Source organism: Bacillus sp. LNXM65, from assembly GCF_002998575.1.
Taxonomy (GTDB): domain Bacteria; phylum Bacillota; class Bacilli; order Bacillales; family Bacillaceae; genus Bacillus.
In genome coordinates this window covers 257,912-275,079 of the sequence record NZ_PVRB01000005.1, presented here as the reverse complement: position 1 = coordinate 275,079, position 17,168 = coordinate 257,912, and the positions used below count along the sequence as shown (strand labels likewise).

Here is a 17,168-nt window from a genome sequence, read left to right as displayed (position 1 = left end):
GAGGGCGTTTTCAAGTGAATGCCGATCACCGTATGTTTTAGTTTAAGAAACCGAATTGATCCAAGTTCTCTAAATAAAATTGAAAATACTCGTTATGAATATCAACTGGATATTCTTCTAACTCATTTTCAATAATTGCACCTACAATTAAAGCATTTAAATACCTATCAAGCTTTTCGCAGCTAGCTCTTACTTGAGATTCTGAAATATATAATCCATCTTTACTTTCTAAAATGATATCAATTCTTCTACCTTCTTGTTCATCAAGCAATAAGTGATTATACTCCCATTCTTTGACTCTCTTGGGGTTTAAGGGATGTTCACGATTATCAAGTATTTCTTCACGATGATTCTTTTTTTCCTCATTTGAAAACAATTGAATCAATATACTTGGATCATCTATGACAAAACATTTATATATCTTATTATACTCAAAGTGATCATCATTTACTAAATCTAAAATTTTTGTTTTTGAAAATTCTCTAGCTTTAAATTTAGACGTTATCATCTCAGCGACTCGTTCTTTAGTAAAAATCAATTGATCTTTTTTATATAAATACTGTTTATATAGCTTTTCGTAATTATACATGATTCACCTCTATTAATTATTTAACAGGACCTCCGTAGAATGAATGAGCTTTTGGAGTTCTTTTATAGGGATGCCAGTGATAATAATACCATGAGAGCAGGAGCTACGCAGCTAGATACGTATTACTTTGCTATCCCATTCTTAATATTCACGTACTATGTAAGTAATTGATGTTTGGCAGCGTGAGAAGTTTGTTTATGAAAGAAAAGTGAATGCTTGCGAAATAAAAAAGCTAAAAACTTGTAGATTTTTTCTGCAAGTTTTTTTATATCCAGAGATTCATATAAAAGAGGTTCACGATCGGACAAAAGAAATGGCATAATAGAAGGAGAAATGACATTATTATCCTAATTTAATTAAAGAGGTGATTGGTGTATGTCTTATCAAACAGATGATGATGATGTGCTAGAGTTATGTAATATATATGCTCAACAAACACACCATTTTGAAGCGTTTATTTTGGGAAACAGGAAAGGGTTATTGGAATTAAGAAAAGCGATAGATGAGGCATTAGAAACGGGTAGTTCCGTTGCACATTTATATCCATCTGATTTTGAAGGATATGAAACGTATGTTGCTTTAGTAGATGATGAGCAAAAGTTTGAGAAATTAATGGACCCTTATGTAGAGGAATACGCACAAGAGGAGGATGCGGTTGATCCGGTTGAGGTGATAAAAGAGTATGAAGCTGTAAAAGAAAATCCTTCATAATAGACCGTATCTTACTTTCTTGGCTGCAATTCGGAACTAAATATAGGGATCAAACAAAAAACCCCCGGCATCGGGGGTTTTTCATTAGTTCTTGATGAACTTTTCAACTAATGAGCTTGTTTTGTAATCGTTCAAATCAAGTTTCCATTGGTCGATGTCATTTTTCTTCATGTTGACTTCTACTGTTTCTTCAGAAGATGAAGGTCCTAATTTTTTGAACTCTTCTGGGTAGATGGAGAGTAAATATTTTTGTGCTTCATCATAAGATGCTGTACGGTTTTTGCTGTAGAACTCAGTCGCTTTTTCTTTTAAACGATCGACAAGCGGGCTTGCATCAATTGGTGTAAGAGTTACAGTCACGACAGCTTTATCACCACTGATGGCTTTTGTTTTTGTTGATACTTTTGATTTTTCAGCTAATGTTTCTTTTACAGCTTTTAGAAGCTTATCAAGGTTTTCGTCCTTCGCTGAGCTAGAAGAAATACCTGATGACGTGATGTAGCCTTGTTTGAATGATTTATCAAATTCGTTGATAACGGTTGATTTGTTATCACCTGTTAGTTTTTCGAACTCGTCGTTATTCTTACCAAAAATCATCACATCAATATAAGAAGAAAGGGCTTTTGCAGATGCTTGAAGTGTATCTGCTTTTTTCATTAAGTCTTTCCCTTTAATATCAAACTCTAGTGTTTTGTCATCTTTTTTAGAACCAGTGCCTGGCTCTGTGTATACAAGCTGATAGTCTTTGTCTTTATCAACAACAAAGAAAAGACCGCCTTTTGATACTTTGTCTGCATTTAGAGAGCTTGAAGATAATACTTCGTTGTAGTCATCTGGAGAGATCGTAGACACCTGTGCGTCATCTTGGTAAAGCGTGAAGTTGCTTTTATCAACATTTAGAGGCTCTTTGCTGATATTTTTTACAGATACGTTCACTTTTAGTACATACTGATCATCCTGTACAGATGTATCGTATTGAGGTGGTAATGTGTACTCAGCACTTTCTACCTTTACTTCTGCTGCATCAAGGGATTTTGTATCTTTTTCCTTTGCAGCTGACTTTTCTTTTCCACCACTACAAGCAGCAGCGACAACAGTGACACACAAGATTAGAAGAAACAGGGATAATTTCTTTTTAAACATGAGATGTTTTCCTCCTCGGGTTTTATGGTGAATTTCATTGGAAAGCTTTAGTTCATATCATTCTTTTTGCACAAAAAGAAAAATACTGTATGTTTTTTACTGTAGAATGAAGCGAAAGTACTGTCAATACTTCAGTGCGTTTCTAAGTTTGCACAGCTTCAAATAGTAAAAATGACACTAAGTTGAGAGGAGAAACTTGTAAATTATGATTTGATGTCTCCTGTAAAAACTCAACATTTTATATTTTAAGGTTTTGAGTCGGATTGTTGAATAGGTTCAAATGACTGTTTTTGATAATGGTGTAGCAATTAGAAGGATTTTTATGACTTGTAAATGAGTCTATAGTAATGAATATTTTTTCCTGTTATGCGCATGATTACTTGGTTTGTGTGTTGTTGCCAGAGAGACACATGTCCAGCAAAATATTGAGGTATTTAGACAGGCTCCCGACATGGAAAGTGTCTTTTCCCGTCAAAATGGCAGTCATCTAGACAGAAAGACCACATAAAATAAAAGAGAAACGAAATGGAGGTGGATGTATGGCAGTGGTAAGAGCGACAAGCTCTGATATTGATCTAATGGCCAGACTGCTGAGAGCGGAGGCAGAAGGTGAAGGGAAGCAAGGGATGCTGCTCGTAGGAAATGTAGGCATCAACCGGTTGCGTGCCAACTGCTCTGACTTTAAAGGGCTGCGTACGATTCCACAAATGATTTATCAGGAGCATGCATTTGAAGCGGTCACGCATGGTTATTTTTATCAACGAGCACGAGAAACGGAAAAAGCACTAGCGCGTAGGAATATTAACGGAGAACGATTTTGGCCGGCAAAATTCAGCCTTTGGTATTTTAAACCGCCTGGAAATTGTCCACCGACTTGGTACAATCAGCCGTTTGTGGCAAGGTATAAGTCGCATTGCTTTTATCAGCCAACCGGTGAAACATGTGAAAATGTCTATAACACCTTTTAGCTTGATGAACAGCACAATCCTCTTAGTCAACGATTGCAGAGGGTTGTGTTTTTCTTTTTTTCAAAATGGGTAACCATTGTGTATCAACAAGATGAAGCACGTGATTGGGGGAAATGAAGATGTATCAAGATTTAAAAGGGAAAACAGCCATTGTCACAGGTTCTTCAAAAGGAATCGGACAAGCCATCGCATTACGATTTGGACAAGAGCAAATGAATGTGGTTGTGAACTATAAAGGCGATGAAGAGGGTGCTGAAGAAACGGTACAAGCCATTCAGCAGCGCGGAGGTCAAGCGGTGAAAGTACACGCAGATGTCTCCGAAGAGGAAGGAATTCAAGCCATCATGGATACAGCACTGGAGCATTTCGGTACAGTAGATGTGTTCGTTAATAATTCAGGCTTTAATGGCGAAGAAGCGATGCCGCATGAGATGACGCTTGAACAATGGCAAAAAGTCATTGATGTCAATATCACAGGCGCCTTTTTAGGAGCAAAGGCTGCGATCGCCTATATGATGGAGCATGACATCAAAGGGTCCATTTTAAATATATCCAGTGTCCATCAGGAAATACCGCGCCCGTTCAATGTTCACTATTCCACTTCCAAAGGTGGAATGAATATGATGACGAAGACGCTGGCTCTTGATTATGCGGAAGCAGGGATTCGGATCAATGCGATTGCACCAGGTACAATGGGAACCGAATCGAATGATGATTTGCAGGATGAACAGAAAAAACAAAAACAGCTTGAAAAGATTCCGATGAGAGCCTTTGGCGAACCGAAGGAGATTGGGTCCGCCGCTGCATTCCTCGTATCTAAGGAAGCTTCGTATATCACAGGCACCACCTTATTTGTGGATGGAGGAATGACGCTTTATCCTTCTCAAATCAATGATTAATACAAAAAGCATCCGCCCGATCAGCCGGCGGATGTTTTTTGTTCGTAGCGGTGTGCTGTTTTGGCTGGTTTGCCGAGCAGCATCGGATACTTGCTCAGGAAGGAGATACACGGCACCATAAGCAGCAAAGTCCCGATTGTATAAAAGAGTGTCCAAGAGAGCTGCGCTGTATCCGCAATATTGATACCAAGTCCATAATAAACAAATGCTTTCATGATATCGATGCCGGCAAACTGCAAGACAAGAATAACAATAGAATTTCGTCCGAGATACGTCAAAATTGGGGACGTTTTGAATTTAAAGCTTAAATAAATCACGGCAGCTGAACCGAGCAGTGCACATGCATAGAAAAGAAAGAGATCGCCATAGTCGTTAACGCGCATATCGATCCGTGAATTCAAGCTTTGCATGTAAGCCGTCAGTACAAGCAGACCTGTACATAGAAGAAGGGTTGGATCTGTTTTTAATTCCACAAACCATTGCTTTGCCAAAAATCCAATTGAATAAAACACAACAGCCGTCAAGGCGACATTGGCATTCCAAGGAAGACTTTGGTCTAAAAGCAATGTAGAGACATATCCAGCACCTCCGCAAAAAACGGTCAGTAAGATCAGGACAGCAGGTTTCCCTTTTGTCAGACGGTGCATAAAGAAAAATATAATTTCCACTAAAAAGAGCGTCGTTAAAAACCAGATGGCTGGGTTATGCGTGAGTCTAGCTTCATCTGCATTGGATATAAAAATACCTGTAAACGGAACGAAAGGGTCAATATCCGTTTGTCCCTTAAAGGCAAAAAAACGAGTAACGGAGAACCAGAAAACATACGTAATGATGGAGAAATAGAGATAGGGTAAGAGTAAGCTCTTGGCTTTCTTCTGAATAAATGACAGAGCAGGGTGTGAGGATGATCGAAACATCATGCCTGATAGTAAAAAGAAAAGCGGCATATGAAAAGAGTAAATGAATTGCTTTAAAGAATCTGGAATGGGCACATGCGCCATGACCACGAGCAGAATGCCGATTCCTTTAGCCGCATCGACCCAATCGAGTCTCTTTTTCATGGCCTGTCATCTCCTTCCTTCTAGCGTCGTAAACGATTCTTTGAATATGTACCTCTACTATATAAAAGGTACACCCCTTATGCGTTTACAGTTCGCTAACGATTAGAAGACACATTTGCGATCAGATGACAGACGGAAGGATTTTGACATCTTGATGTTACATTTCCCATTTTCTATGACAATGAAAAAAAGAAGCCAAGGGGATTGGCTTCAAAATAATTCTGCGATTCGTTTGAAGGAGCGCTGTTTTTCGATCGGATCAAAGGAATTGTTTAGAATCATGATGTCATCCGTTTGATAGCGGTCCATCAAGCTAAGTAATTGCTCTTTCACCGTTGCCTTTGAGCCAACAATCATCCGCTGGCGGTTTTGTAACACTTTTTTCTTTTCCTGCGTGGTGTAGTGATAGGAACTGGCTTCTTCTATAGAAGGTACGCGGCTGTCCAGTCCTTTTTCAACACGCAGCAGCCATAAATCTGTACTGCTGGCGATCTGGTCGGCCTCTTCATCTGTTTCACCACAGATGACAAAAACAGCAAACATAGCGTGCGGCTGCCCGGAAAAGACAGATGGAGAAAAGTGAGACCGGTACGTCTCAAATGCTTGCTTGCCGCGTGCAGGGTGGATAAAATGACCAAAAATATAGTTGATCCCAAACTCCGCCGCCTGCATGGCACTATTTTCTCCTAGCCCAAGCAGCCAAACCGGCGGATGAGCATCAACAAGCGGAGAAGCTTTGACTCCTGCATGTGGGTGCCCAGAAGGCAGGCTGTCTGATAAGTAAAATAGAAGATCCTTCAGCTGGCGGTCAAACTGAGACAGGTCTTTATGCACGCCGTCCGTCAAAGCCAGTCTCGTCCTTTCAATCCCGCCCGGAGATTTGCCGACACCGATTTCAATTCGTCCAGGATAAAGGGCCTCAAGCTGCCGCGTGACCTCTGCTACTTTAAAAGGGCTGTACTGCGGAAGTAAAATGCCGCCAGACCCGGTACGTAAGGTTGATGTATGAGCGGCAATATGAGCCATTAATATTTCAGGTGCTGTACTAGCGAGCCCTCTTGTGCTGTGGTGTTCAGCAAACCAATAACGCTCATACCCAAGAGTTTCCGCAAGCTGAGCCAGCTGCGTTGTGTGAATCAATGTCTCTTGGGCTGTCTGACCTTTAGGAATAGCGACTTGATCTAATATGTGAAGTGATGGCATTATCAACATCCTTTCATCGAAACGGTCCATGTTCTTCATCTCAAGTATAAAGAAATCCATGAATAGAAGGAAACGAAAGGGTTTATCTCTCGATCGCAAGCTTTTATATTTTCTATATCAACATATAAAACCAAGTGAAATGATGCCTACACTTCGTTCATTCAGCTAGAGCTGCTTACCGGGAACATTCGACAATGTTTCACATGAAACACTTCATTTACGACATGAACCATTTTCAACATGGATCTTTCGTTAAAAAAATATCATCTGTTTGAAACCTATCTTGAACATAGATCGTATATACTAGTAAATAGAAAAAAGAGTAAGAGGCTCCAATGTCATATCATGAATTTTGTCGAATTTTCATGTATGATAATTTTAATAGGGTCCATCGCTTAATAAATAGATTTTTATTATGCTGGAGGAGTGATTGATTTGGCGATTACATTAGAAAAAGGTCAACGTATTGATTTAACAAAAGGCAAAGCAGGGCTAACGAATATTCTTGTTGGACTTGGCTGGGACCCTGTATCACAAGGCGGCGGATTTTTAGGAAAGCTGTTTGGCGGCGGAGGCGGCGCTGATGTTGATTGTGATGCTTCAGTGCTCATGCTGAAAAATGATAAGTTTACGGAAAATAAAGATTTGATTTATTTTGGCAACTTGAAAAGCAAATGCGGCAGTGTCGAGCATACAGGTGACAACCTGACTGGTGAAGGAGACGGAGATGATGAACAAGTCCTCGTCAACTTGAGCAAGGTGCCAGGCAATGTGAATAAATTGGTGTTTGTTGTGAACATCTATGATGCACTAAGAAGAAATCAACATTTTGGTATGATTCAAAATGCGTACATTCGCATCGTGGATCGTTCAAACAATCAAGAATTAGTGAAATATAATTTAAAAGATGAGTATGCAGGGAAAACATCGTTAATCGTTGGAGAGCTTTATCGTCATGAGAATGATTGGAAGTTTGCGGCTGTTGGAAACGGTACAAATGATGCGAAGCTTGCCGATATTACGAGAAACTATATTTAATCAGAAGGGAGAGATTCCTAGTGGGAATTTCTTTAGCGAAAGGTCAAAAAATTGATTTAACAAAAACGAATCCAGGTTTAACAAAAGTGGTCGTCGGTCTTGGCTGGGACGTCAATAAGTATGACGGCGGACATGACTTTGATCTAGACGCAAGTGTATTTCTTTTAGATGCAGCAGGTAAGGCAAGCTCTCCATCGGATTTTGTCTTTTACAATCAAACAACTGGCGGTGGCGGCAGTGTCGTACATACAGGCGATAACCGCACTGGTGAAGGAGACGGAGATGACGAGCAAGTCAATATCGACTTATCAGCTGTACCAGCGAGTATTGAGAAGATTTCATTTGTCATTACGATTCATGATGCGGAAGCGCGCAGTCAAAATTTCGGACAAGTAACGAACGCATATGTGCGTATTTTAAATGCGGCATCAAATGAAGAACTCATTCGCTACGATTTGGCAGAGGACTTCTCCATCGAGACAGCGATTATTGTAGGTGAATTATACCGTCATGGCGGGGAATGGAAATTCTCAGCTGTCGGATCGGGCTATCAAGGCGGACTTGCCCGCATTGCAACGGACTTCGGTTTAGATATCGGGTAACGGCTAGTTTCATATTTTCAAAGATAGGAGAGGTACGAATATGGCGATTCAGCTTTCAAAAGGACAACGTGTCGATTTAACAAAAACCAACCCAGGGCTGACGAAAGTGATGATCGGTCTTGGCTGGGATACGAATAAATATTCTGGTGGAGCCGAATTTGATTTGGACGCTTCGGCTTTCTTAGTCGATGCAAACAATCGTTGTCAGCAAGACACAGATTTTGTCTTCTATAATAACCTTCAGCACCCAAGCGGCAGTGTCACTCATACAGGTGATAACCGGACGGGCGAAGGAGATGGAGATGATGAGCAAATTCTCGTTGATTTCTCAAAAATTCCTGCTAACATTGATCGTATCGGAATTACAGTTACGATTCATGATGCAGAGACGCGCAGTCAGAATTTTGGACAAGTCTCTAATGCGTTTGTTCGTGTTGTAAATGAAGAGGGCGGGGAAGAATTGATTCGCTTTGATTTAGGGGAAGACTTCTCAATTGAAACAGCTGTTGTGGTATGTGAGTTGTACCGCCACGGAAGCGATTGGAAGTTTAACGCCATCGGAAGCGGATTCTCTGGCGGACTTGCAGCTCTTTGTCAAAATTATGGGTTAGAAGTGTAAACGATAGAAACAAATCGATTCAAGTGGCGCTGCCAATGACTCAGAGGGTCTTTTCCAAAGTGAGAAAGAAACAGCGGTCAAGAATAACAGCAGGCGAAAGCCTGCTGATACTTCTACACTTATAGGAGGAAAACCAGTTGGATATTTTGAAACATATGTTGGACACGTATGCCTCGTTTTTTGATTGGCATATGTGGGCAGAGGTATTAACAAACCCTGTCTCTTGGGGGCTCATTGGGACCCTTGTTGTGCTTGAAGGGTTGTTATCAGCAGATAACGCGCTTGTATTAGCTGTCATGGTGAAACATTTACCAGAAAAGCAGCGTAAAAAGGCATTAACCTACGGATTAATTGGCGCTTATTTCTTCCGTTTTCTATTCATTGGCGTAGGGATGCTGCTTATTAAGTTCTGGTGGATTAAGGTCCTCGGAGCTGCATATTTAGCATGGCTTGTCATTAAGCACTTCTGGTTAGGTGACGGCGATGACGAAGCGAAGGAATTGAAAAAAGAAGGCTGGATGGTTCGTGTATTTGGCGTGTTCTGGGCAACCGTTATTTCTGTGGAAATTATGGACCTTGCCTTCTCGGTGGACAGTATTCTTGCGGCATTCGCTGTATCTGAGGAAGTATGGATTCTGCTATTAGGCGGAATGCTTGGAATTCTCATGATGCGTACAGTGGCACAGTTATTCCTTGTCCTCATTGACCGTATTCCAGAGCTTGAGAATACAGCGTTTATTCTCATTGGAATTATTGCCATCAAAATGGGCTTAAGTGCTGCTCATATTGAAATTCCGCATGTCGCATTCTTTGCAATTATTATCCTAGCATTTATCGGGACGTTTATTGTTCATAAAATCAATAAGAAGAAACATCAAGATGTGACAAACGAAGCTGCGGCTTCAAAAGAAGAATAGGACGATCAAAAAGGAATGGAGTTGACTAGCGGCTCCATCCTTTTTTGAATCATCAGGTCATTTATTTTCTCTAAACAACAGGAGGTGGCACAGCATGCGGTATTTTCGATTTTTATCAGAGGCGAGGCAGCACGATCTTTTTTTCAAGCGGCCAGGGGCGATGCATTCACTCACAACGAGGCATGTACTTGCGCATGCATTAGGTGCTACTTTGTATATGCCTGCGACAAGACAAGATATAGCAGATATGCTGCTGTCGCAGAAATATGAAGCGCTTTGCTCTGTTGTATTTTGCTTGGAGGATGCCATCGGTGATCAAGAAGTGGACATGGCCGAACAGAATCTAGTGACACAATTGGCCAGTCTCAAAGAGAAAGTAACGCATGCTCCTGAAACGGCTGAACAATTGCCTCTTTTATTTATTCGAGTTCGTTCGCCGAAACAGCTGCTTAAAATGGCAGACTTGCTCGGTTCCTCTCTTCAATTACTTACCGGTTTTGTGTTCCCGAAGTGTTCAGTTCATAATGCGAAGGATTATTTGGACAGTCTGAAACAGGCATCGTCCCAAACGCGGACAACACTTTATGGGATGCCCATTTTGGAAACACCCGATTTATTAGAAAAAGAAACAAGATATACGGTGTTGTCTGAGTTAAAGCAGATCTTGCTGAATGATGAAGAATATATTTTGAATATTCGCATTGGGGCAACGGATCTTTGCGGTTTGTACGGTATTCGCCGTGATCGTGACACGACCATCTATGAGATCAAATTGATTGCAGATTTAATCACAGATATCATCAATTATTTTGGGCGTTCCTTTGTAATTTCTGGGGCTGTGTGGGAGCATTTTGGCCCTGCTCGAAAGGAACAAAAGCCATTCATCCGTGCGCTTTCTCATAGGAGCGGTGAACCGTCTTTATCTGAATTTGATGACGTACAAGGTTTACTCAAGGAGACAAAACTCGATGTCGCTAACGGCATTCATGGAAAGACGGTCATTCATCCAACACATCTTAAGCCGGTGCAAAGCATGTATGTTGTGACGAAGGAAGAGTATATGGATGCATTAAGCATTCTTGAACATGCAGACGGCACAGTTGGCGTAATGAAGAGTACCTTCTCTAATAAAATGAATGAAACGAAGCCGCATTACCGGTGGGCAGAGCACATTTTAATTAAGTCAGATATTTACGGGGTGTTTCATGAAAATAGAAGCTATATCGACATACTCAAAGAAGCAGAAGCCGCATACGCTGAGCATCTTGGAACATATGGAAGTTGAGCTTGATCTCAAAGAAGGTGCGCTTCAGCTGGAAAAAGAGCATCTTTTTGACATGGCAGCAAGAGTGAACAAAAAAAGAGCCTTTTTATTCGTTAGTAAGGTGCTCGGTAAGCACATTCCTGTTCATCCAGTAAAACCGCTTCTTGTCTCGGGTCTTTTAGCCATGGCATATGCCCAAGAGCAAACAGGCAAGACATCTCCGCATCAAGACCTTTTAGTAGAAGCACTCAAGACGGATGACCACACGGCATTAACTAAAGCCTACGAAGCACTCAAAAAAGAGAAGCTTTCATCAGGAAAACAGCCGATCGTGATCGGCTTTGCAGAAACAGCAACAGCACTGGGGCATGGTGTGTATGACGTAATAGAAGGAGCATCTTACATCCATACGACACGTGAACAGCTGCTGGATCTTGATCCTTCATTGGTATTTGAAGAAGAGCATTCGCATGCGACGGATCAGCTTTGTTATGCAGACGAAGCATTACTTCGCACAGACCGTCCCATCGTGCTAGTAGATGATGAAGTCACGACAGGCCGTACGAATATCAATATCATTCGGGACCTTCATGCAAAGCATCCGCGGCATTCTTACACGATTCTTTCTATTTTGGACTGGCGGACTGAGGAGCACGAGAAAGCCATGTGTGAGCTTGAAGAGGAGCTTGGTATTCACATCACATCATTGTCTTTATTAAAAGGGCAAATGGTCTTTCGGGGCAAAACGCTGGATGAGCCAGCTTATTCGTATGAGATTGCTGAGCAAAAGGATCTGCCAAGTCTCTCTGTTCACTCTCTTCAATCTTTCTTTAAGCACGAGCCGTATGCACTTTCTTATGCAGCAAATTCGGCAGGTCATTCGCCATATATACATGAAACGGGCCGTTTTGGTTTAAACGCAGCAGATACGGCAGCCATCGACCAAGCAGCTGCAGAGGCTGGGCTGAAACTGAAGAAGGAACGTAAAGGAAAGCAGACACTTTGTTTAGGAACAGGTGAGCTGATGTATGTGCCGATGAGACTGGCTGCACATATGGGAGAAGGCGTTCTCTTTCATTCAACGACGAGAAGCCCAATTCACCCTGTTGAAAAGGATGGATACGCTGTTCAAAATGGGTTTACCTTTGTGAGTCCAGAGGATGCCCGAATTCAGCACTACGTGTACAACATACCAAAAGATCAATACGATGATGTATTTCTCTTTTTTGAGAAAAAGGTCTCTCAGGAGGCATTGCGTCCGCTTGTTCACTTATTTGCCGAGCGGCATGTGAAGCATGTGCATATTGTGACTTTATCAGACGAGGTGAAGGTGAATGGCTAATGTGTATACAAAGATGGGAAGCTATCCAGAGCAGGATGTAACCTTCTTACTCAAAGATTTATCATCCATTGAGATGGAGAAAAGTACAGAAGAGCGGGAGCGTTCGATTCAGAGCGGTGCGCATTATTCAGAAATGCTGCCGATTGAGTATAAACCAACGGAATCTTATATGGATTTATTCTATCAATCTCTGAAAGAAAGTAAGGAAAAGGTAGCAGAAGCAGTAGCTGTGGTAGCAGAACAGATTGTGAAAAAGCGAGGCTTCCAAACGGTTCTTTGCAGTTTGGCTAGGGCGGGAACGCCGATCGGGGTGCTCATCAAACGATATATTCGAAAGACATATGGTCTTGAACTGCCTCATTACAGCATCTCTATTATTCGTGACCGAGGAATAGATGAGAATGCGCTGCATTATATGCTCAAGGAACATCCGGGCTTTGAGATTGCCTTTATTGATGGATGGACCGGAAAAGGTGCGATTTCGAGAGAGCTCCAAAAAGCTGTGATTGATTTTGAAAGAAAGTATGATATTCGTCTTTCTAGTGAACTGGCTGTACTAGCTGATCCAGGCTATTGTACAAATGTCTACGGAACGAGAGAGGACTTTCTCATTCCAAGTGCCTGCCTGAATTCGACGGTATCAGGACTTGTCAGTCGAACGGTACTAAACAACCGCTGGATCAATGCCGATGATTTCCATGGGGCGAAGTATTATGAAGAGTTGCTTGATGAGGATGTGTCCAACCTGTATGTGGATACAATTGAAGAAGCATTTTCTAGCCTCGAACCAAATGTACGAGAGAAAGCAGAGACCATCCTCACACAGGGAATGCCTGCGGACTGGCGGGGGATGGCGTCCATTGAAGCGATCGGTCAGGAGTTTCACATTGAAAATACCCATTTGATTAAGCCGGGTGTTGGTGAGACGACCCGTGTGCTGCTTAGAAGAATCCCTTGGAAAATCTTGATTCAGCCGGGGTCTCAGAAGAAGCTGAAGCATATTTTGCTTCTGGCAGAGGACAGAGGCGTTCCTGTCATTGAATATGCCAATATGTCCTATACGTGCTGTGGACTTATTCGTCCGATGGAGCAGACGTCATGAAGACATGTGCGTTTGCCAGTGATTTAGACCGGACGCTGATTTACTCACATCGAGTGCTGGACCAGTATGAGTATGAAGGAGATTATGATTTAGTTGAGGTGCTGGACGAACGACCGCTTTCCTATATGTCGGTTGAAACGAAAAAATCCTTGCAGACAATTCATCAATTAGGCTGGTTCATTCCAGTGACGACAAGAACGACTGCTCAGTATGAACGGATCACCTTCTTTCAGCAAGAGCTTAAACCGGAGTATGCCGTCACGACAAATGGGGGCTGTATCCTTCATCACGGCAAGCCGCTTGAGGATTGGCAGGCTATCGTTGATGAGAGGCTCAAAGCGTGTATGTCAGTCAGAGAGATGCTGAAAGCCATCTCCGACCTTCCAGTTGCGGCATGGGTGAAGCGTACCCGGACAGCAGAGGGGAAATTTCTTTATTTGATTATGAAAGATGAGTATTTGTCTCACATTCCACTTGCTGAATTGAAGCTGTGGGGCGAGGAGAGAGGCTGGCAGGTTTCTCTTCAAGGACGGAAGCTTTATTTTATTCCGGAGCCGCTCAATAAATGGGATGCTGTTGCTTTTTTAAAGGAACGGCTGGAGCTTGAATATGTATATGGTGCAGGCGATTCCCTTTTAGATGCAGGTCTTATTCGTCAGGCGGATATGGGCTTTGCCCCGAGGCATGGGGAAGTGCTTGACTTTGACCCATTACTTGAGCCGACAGCAGCATCTGGCATGGCAGCAGCAGATGAAATCACCGCTTGTGTCATGAAGCAGATGACGACCGTAAAAAAGCCTTCGATTCGATAGCAGAAGTAGAAGGGTGAATGATATGATAGTAGTAGCTTTCGAGAAAATATAGGAGAAAGGAAGGAGCGGCGTGAGTTATAAAGAAATCGATGTCAACCATACACGGGCGGAGCAGGAAGCCTGGAAAAACGTGCTGAAAAAGCCGCTCCCTGAAAGAGACGGTTATGTAAAGGACGAGCATACATTGTCCTTGCCGCGTCTCGCCGCCCGGGTCCTTGGAACTCCGCATGATGCAACCGATTATTTTATTTATTTACATGAATTATATGAAACAGATGGCGTTCATATTTTAAGTGAAACGCTCAATCGTCATATTGAGCCGGAGCATTTTCAAGCGCTTCAACGCATTCATTTGATTAACCAAGAAGAAAAGGGATTGTCCGTGAATCGCTTTGTGGCTTTTTTAGATGGTGAACAGCTGATTGTACGCCATCCAAACCCTGTGATGAACCGGCATATCCGCCTTTCATTGATCAAGGTGTTTGAGCATTTCAAACAGATGCATGAGGATGGATTTCAGCATCCCGATTTCCGCCGGGTTCTGCTGGATGTAGTGAAGTTTTCAAATAATCATCTAGATCCATGGCTGAAGGAAGTCAATATAGAAGAAAAAATGCCGGCTGTCATTTGGTATGGAGAGGCGAATAAAAGTCAGCTTTATTTTCTTTACTATGTCATGCTGATTGGCTGTGATGTTGTGCTATTTCATCCAGAGGGCGAGGATTCGTTCCGCGAATTAGATCCAGAAGAAAAGCTGACTTTTATTGATCAGTATCCGGGAAATTCAAAGCTTGAACCGTTCCCTACTGAAAAGCCTGAGAGGAAATCAACGGTGGCGTACCGCTCGACAAGAGAGCTTGAAGAGGTGCTCCACACGGAAGATTCAATGCTGTATAAGCCGTGGCAATTCAGGGATCATACCCCTCATTCCATTACGCTGAAGACAACGTATGATGAGCTGTTTTTAATTGCAAAGGAACGTTCCTTTATTCGCCCTAATTTTCAAGCAGACCGGGACACGATACAGATTCCGAATCTCTTTGCGAAAATGATGGGGATCACACGAGACAAGCGTGAATACTGGGATCGTATCCATACGTTAATGGAAGGGAAAGAGACGAAGACCATTCGCCATTTTCCTTTTACGAAAGAAGTGTCTTCGAATTATCAATTTCATTATCAGCATGCCCTTTCTTCTGCTGGAGAGATTGATCCTGAATTATTAATGAAAAGCAATGTATGGCAGTTTTCTCATCTATATGAGGGCGCGCAGCGTGCGATAGCAGAGGCGATATCTCGAATCTGTCACCATCCAAAGCTATTAAAAGAAGGCAATGAGACCGAATTAGATGTCCGTATTTATTTATTCAAACAGATACTGCATATCGGCCAGGAGCTCATTGAACTCATTCAAACCTTTGATTATGCACAAACCGTACCGAAAGTGATTTTATACCATACGGAATATAATGGTGAGCTGACTCGTTCTGATGCGGCTGCCCTCATTTTCCTAAACGAAATGGGGGTGGATCTCTTCGTGTATCATCCGGCGGGATACCAGTGTATCGAGCGGTATATAGATGACCAATTATTTGATACCCATTGGCTTGATGAGATGGTCATGAATCAGGAGTTTAAAGAGCCATCCATCGTCAGAAAGTTATTTCAATCCATTAAAAATCGATAAGGAGATCAAAGCTTATGACAAATACAAACGGAAATGACATCATTTCAATTGATAAAGAGGAAATCTCCATTGAGAAGGCAGACGATATCCGCGTTCAGCTTCGAAATGAACCAGAAGTGCAAAATATTGCGAGACAGATCGATGCGAAAAATCAGCTGGAGCTGCTTGAATACGGAAAGCAGCCGGCCGTTGAAATCTCTAAGTTCTCTGATCGTATTCTTTCGATGATGCGTTCAACAAGTGTCACTGACTCAGGAACGATGCTGACGCAGCTTGGAAAAATTATGGATCGTTTTGATAAAAATGATTTTGACGAGCCAAAGGGTGGTTTGTTGTCAAAAATCTTTAAGCGCGGCGGCAGCATGATTGAAAAGATTTTCAGTAAATATCAAACGCTCGGTGCAGAGATTGAAAAAATTAATGTAGAAATCAGTAAATATAAAGACGAAATGACCAAATCGACTGTGACGCTTGAAGAAATGTATGAGCATAACATTCAATACTATATGGAGCTTGAAAAGTATGTTGTTGCAGGTCAAATGAAAATCGAAGAATTAAAGCAATTGGTTCCTTCTTATGAAGAAAAAGCGGCTAGTGGAAACCAGCTGGCACAAATGGAGCTTGATACACTTCGTAACGGCATTCAAGCATTGGAAGAGCGTGTATATGACCTTGATATGGCACGGATGGTGGCTCTTCAAACGGCACCGCAAATTCGTTTGCTGCAGCGTGGGAATACGAAATTAATCGGTAAAATCAACTCAGCGTTCATCATCACCATTCCAATTTTTAAAAATGGGATCATTCAAGCTGTTACAGCGAAAAGACAAAAGCTTGTGGCTGATTCAATGAGTGAGCTGGATAGAAGAACAAATGAAATGCTGAAACGAAATGCTGAAAACATCTCAAGTCAAAGTGTGGAGATTGCCAAATTGTCTGGACGTCCAAGTATCGACATTGAAACGATCGAATCTTCCTTTAATACGATTGTACAAGGGATGAAAGAGACGAAACAGATCGAAGAAGAAAACAAACGATTACGCGAAGATGGAACAAAACGTATGCTTGAATTGCAAGATAATATTAAGCGGGCTGCCCTAGAGTCCTAAAAAATAAGCTGTCTGTAACTAAAGTTGCAGGCAGTTACTCATGAATTTTATTGAAATTTGAAGAAAAAAGGTTTTTATGTGACCATTTTCGGGTAAATCCTG

At 41.9% G+C, this 17,168-nt stretch carries 17 protein-coding genes; 13 read left to right on the top strand and 4 right to left on the bottom strand.

What is annotated here, in order from left to right; all coding sequences use genetic code 11:
• Positions 1–37 precede the first annotated feature (37 nt).
• On the bottom strand, positions 38–589 hold the full coding sequence (locus tag C6Y03_RS11950) for a hypothetical protein (RefSeq protein WP_106037061.1): 552 nt from the start codon (positions 587–589) through the stop codon (positions 38–40).
• 375 nt (positions 590–964) lie between these two features.
• On the opposite strand from C6Y03_RS11950, the gene C6Y03_RS11945 reads away from it, so the two are divergent.
• On the top strand, positions 965–1,300 hold the full coding sequence (locus C6Y03_RS11945) for a hypothetical protein (RefSeq protein ID WP_060595472.1): 336 nt from the start codon (positions 965–967) through the stop codon (positions 1,298–1,300).
• Positions 1,301–1,384: 84 nt separating this feature from the next.
• Here the strand turns inward: C6Y03_RS11945 and C6Y03_RS11940 are convergent, their stop codons facing one another.
• Positions 1,385–2,443, bottom strand: coding sequence for a DUF4352 domain-containing protein (locus C6Y03_RS11940; protein WP_106039359.1), 1,059 nt, complete (start codon positions 2,441–2,443; stop codon positions 1,385–1,387).
• 539 nt (positions 2,444–2,982) lie between these two features.
• Here C6Y03_RS11940 and C6Y03_RS11935 point away from each other — a divergent pair.
• Together C6Y03_RS11935 and C6Y03_RS11930 are read left to right on the top strand one after the other, a co-directional pair.
• Positions 2,983–3,411: a cell wall hydrolase gene (locus C6Y03_RS11935; RefSeq protein ID WP_034664257.1), complete on the top strand. Its 429-nt coding sequence runs from the start codon at positions 2,983–2,985 to the stop codon at positions 3,409–3,411.
• 119 nt (positions 3,412–3,530) lie between these two features.
• Complete coding sequence (locus C6Y03_RS11930; protein ID WP_106031550.1) at positions 3,531–4,310, top strand: glucose 1-dehydrogenase; 780 nt, start codon at positions 3,531–3,533, stop codon at positions 4,308–4,310.
• 20 nt (positions 4,311–4,330) lie between these two features.
• On the opposite strand, the gene C6Y03_RS11925 is transcribed toward C6Y03_RS11930, so the two are convergent.
• Together C6Y03_RS11925 and C6Y03_RS11920 are read right to left on the bottom strand one after the other, a co-directional pair.
• Positions 4,331–5,371 (bottom strand): acyltransferase family protein, encoded by a 1,041-nt coding sequence (locus tag C6Y03_RS11925; RefSeq protein WP_060595475.1) that lies wholly within the window; start codon positions 5,369–5,371, stop codon positions 4,331–4,333.
• A 210-nt stretch (positions 5,372–5,581) separates the two neighbouring features.
• Positions 5,582–6,574 carry an LLM class flavin-dependent oxidoreductase gene (locus C6Y03_RS11920; RefSeq protein WP_106039358.1) on the bottom strand — a complete coding sequence of 331 codons (993 nt, stop codon included), beginning with the start codon at positions 6,572–6,574 and terminating at the stop codon, positions 5,582–5,584.
• Between the two features lie 435 nt (positions 6,575–7,009).
• Here C6Y03_RS11920 and C6Y03_RS11915 point away from each other — a divergent pair, with 435 nt between their 5' ends.
• The 10 genes from C6Y03_RS11915 (at position 7,010) to C6Y03_RS11870 (ending at position 17,066) form a co-directional block, all read left to right on the top strand.
• Positions 7,010–7,612 (top strand): TerD family protein, encoded by a 603-nt coding sequence (locus C6Y03_RS11915; protein WP_034664249.1) that lies wholly within the window; start codon positions 7,010–7,012, stop codon positions 7,610–7,612.
• A gap of 20 nt (positions 7,613–7,632) precedes the next feature.
• Positions 7,633–8,214, top strand: coding sequence for a TerD family protein (locus C6Y03_RS11910; RefSeq protein WP_034664247.1), 582 nt, complete (start codon positions 7,633–7,635; stop codon positions 8,212–8,214).
• Positions 8,215–8,254: 40 nt separating this feature from the next.
• Positions 8,255–8,833, top strand: coding sequence for a TerD family protein (locus tag C6Y03_RS11905; RefSeq protein WP_034664245.1), 579 nt, complete (start codon positions 8,255–8,257; stop codon positions 8,831–8,833).
• A 137-nt stretch (positions 8,834–8,970) separates the two neighbouring features.
• Positions 8,971–9,750, top strand: a complete 780-nt coding sequence (locus tag C6Y03_RS11900; protein WP_034664243.1) for a TerC family protein — start codon at positions 8,971–8,973, stop codon at positions 9,748–9,750.
• A gap of 94 nt (positions 9,751–9,844) precedes the next feature.
• The gene (locus C6Y03_RS11895) at positions 9,845–11,035 is read left to right on the top strand and encodes an HpcH/HpaI aldolase/citrate lyase family protein (protein ID WP_106039357.1); all 1,191 of its coding nucleotides are present in this window, start codon (positions 9,845–9,847) and stop codon (positions 11,033–11,035) included.
• Positions 11,025–12,356: a phosphoribosyltransferase family protein gene (locus C6Y03_RS11890; RefSeq protein WP_106039356.1), complete on the top strand. Its 1,332-nt coding sequence runs from the start codon at positions 11,025–11,027 to the stop codon at positions 12,354–12,356. Before C6Y03_RS11895 ends, C6Y03_RS11890 begins: the two co-directional genes overlap by 11 nt.
• Positions 12,349–13,458, top strand: a complete 1,110-nt coding sequence (locus C6Y03_RS11885; protein ID WP_106039355.1) for a cysteine protease StiP family protein — start codon at positions 12,349–12,351, stop codon at positions 13,456–13,458. Before C6Y03_RS11890 ends, C6Y03_RS11885 begins: the two co-directional genes overlap by 8 nt.
• A complete protein-coding gene (locus tag C6Y03_RS11880; protein ID WP_106039354.1) occupies positions 13,455–14,270 on the top strand; it encodes an HAD family hydrolase in 816 nt (271 codons plus the stop codon). Before C6Y03_RS11885 ends, C6Y03_RS11880 begins: the two co-directional genes overlap by 4 nt.
• Before the next feature lie 70 nt (positions 14,271–14,340).
• Complete coding sequence (locus tag C6Y03_RS11875) at positions 14,341–15,957, top strand: YceG family protein (RefSeq protein WP_106039353.1); 1,617 nt, start codon at positions 14,341–14,343, stop codon at positions 15,955–15,957.
• Positions 15,958–15,971: 14 nt separating this feature from the next.
• A complete protein-coding gene (locus C6Y03_RS11870) occupies positions 15,972–17,066 on the top strand; it encodes a toxic anion resistance protein (protein WP_003217200.1) in 1,095 nt (364 codons plus the stop codon).
• Positions 17,067–17,168: the final 102 nt, after the last annotated feature.

What these genes read in the sequence shown, in the direction of transcription:
- C6Y03_RS11950 (WP_106037061.1), bottom strand. Translation starts at nt 589, where the DNA reads ATGTATAATTACGAAAAGCTATATAAACAGTATTTATATAAAAAAGAT.
- C6Y03_RS11945 (WP_060595472.1), top strand. Translation starts at nt 965, where the DNA reads ATGTCTTATCAAACAGATGATGATGATGTGCTAGAGTTATGTAATATA.
- C6Y03_RS11940 (WP_106039359.1), bottom strand. Translation starts at nt 2,443, where the DNA reads ATGTTTAAAAAGAAATTATCCCTGTTTCTTCTAATCTTGTGTGTCACT.
- C6Y03_RS11935 (WP_034664257.1), top strand. Translation starts at nt 2,983, where the DNA reads ATGGCAGTGGTAAGAGCGACAAGCTCTGATATTGATCTAATGGCCAGA.
- C6Y03_RS11930 (WP_106031550.1), top strand. Translation starts at nt 3,531, where the DNA reads ATGTATCAAGATTTAAAAGGGAAAACAGCCATTGTCACAGGTTCTTCA.
- C6Y03_RS11925 (WP_060595475.1), bottom strand. Translation starts at nt 5,371, where the DNA reads ATGAAAAAGAGACTCGATTGGGTCGATGCGGCTAAAGGAATCGGCATT.
- C6Y03_RS11920 (WP_106039358.1), bottom strand. Translation starts at nt 6,574, where the DNA reads ATGCCATCACTTCACATATTAGATCAAGTCGCTATTCCTAAAGGTCAG.
- C6Y03_RS11905 (WP_034664245.1), top strand. Translation starts at nt 8,255, where the DNA reads ATGGCGATTCAGCTTTCAAAAGGACAACGTGTCGATTTAACAAAAACC.
- C6Y03_RS11895 (WP_106039357.1), top strand. Translation starts at nt 9,845, where the DNA reads ATGCGGTATTTTCGATTTTTATCAGAGGCGAGGCAGCACGATCTTTTT.
- C6Y03_RS11890 (WP_106039356.1), top strand. Translation starts at nt 11,025, where the DNA reads ATGGAAGTTGAGCTTGATCTCAAAGAAGGTGCGCTTCAGCTGGAAAAA.
- C6Y03_RS11885 (WP_106039355.1), top strand. Translation starts at nt 12,349, where the DNA reads ATGGCTAATGTGTATACAAAGATGGGAAGCTATCCAGAGCAGGATGTA.
- C6Y03_RS11880 (WP_106039354.1), top strand. Translation starts at nt 13,455, where the DNA reads ATGAAGACATGTGCGTTTGCCAGTGATTTAGACCGGACGCTGATTTAC.
- C6Y03_RS11870 (WP_003217200.1), top strand. Translation starts at nt 15,972, where the DNA reads ATGACAAATACAAACGGAAATGACATCATTTCAATTGATAAAGAGGAA.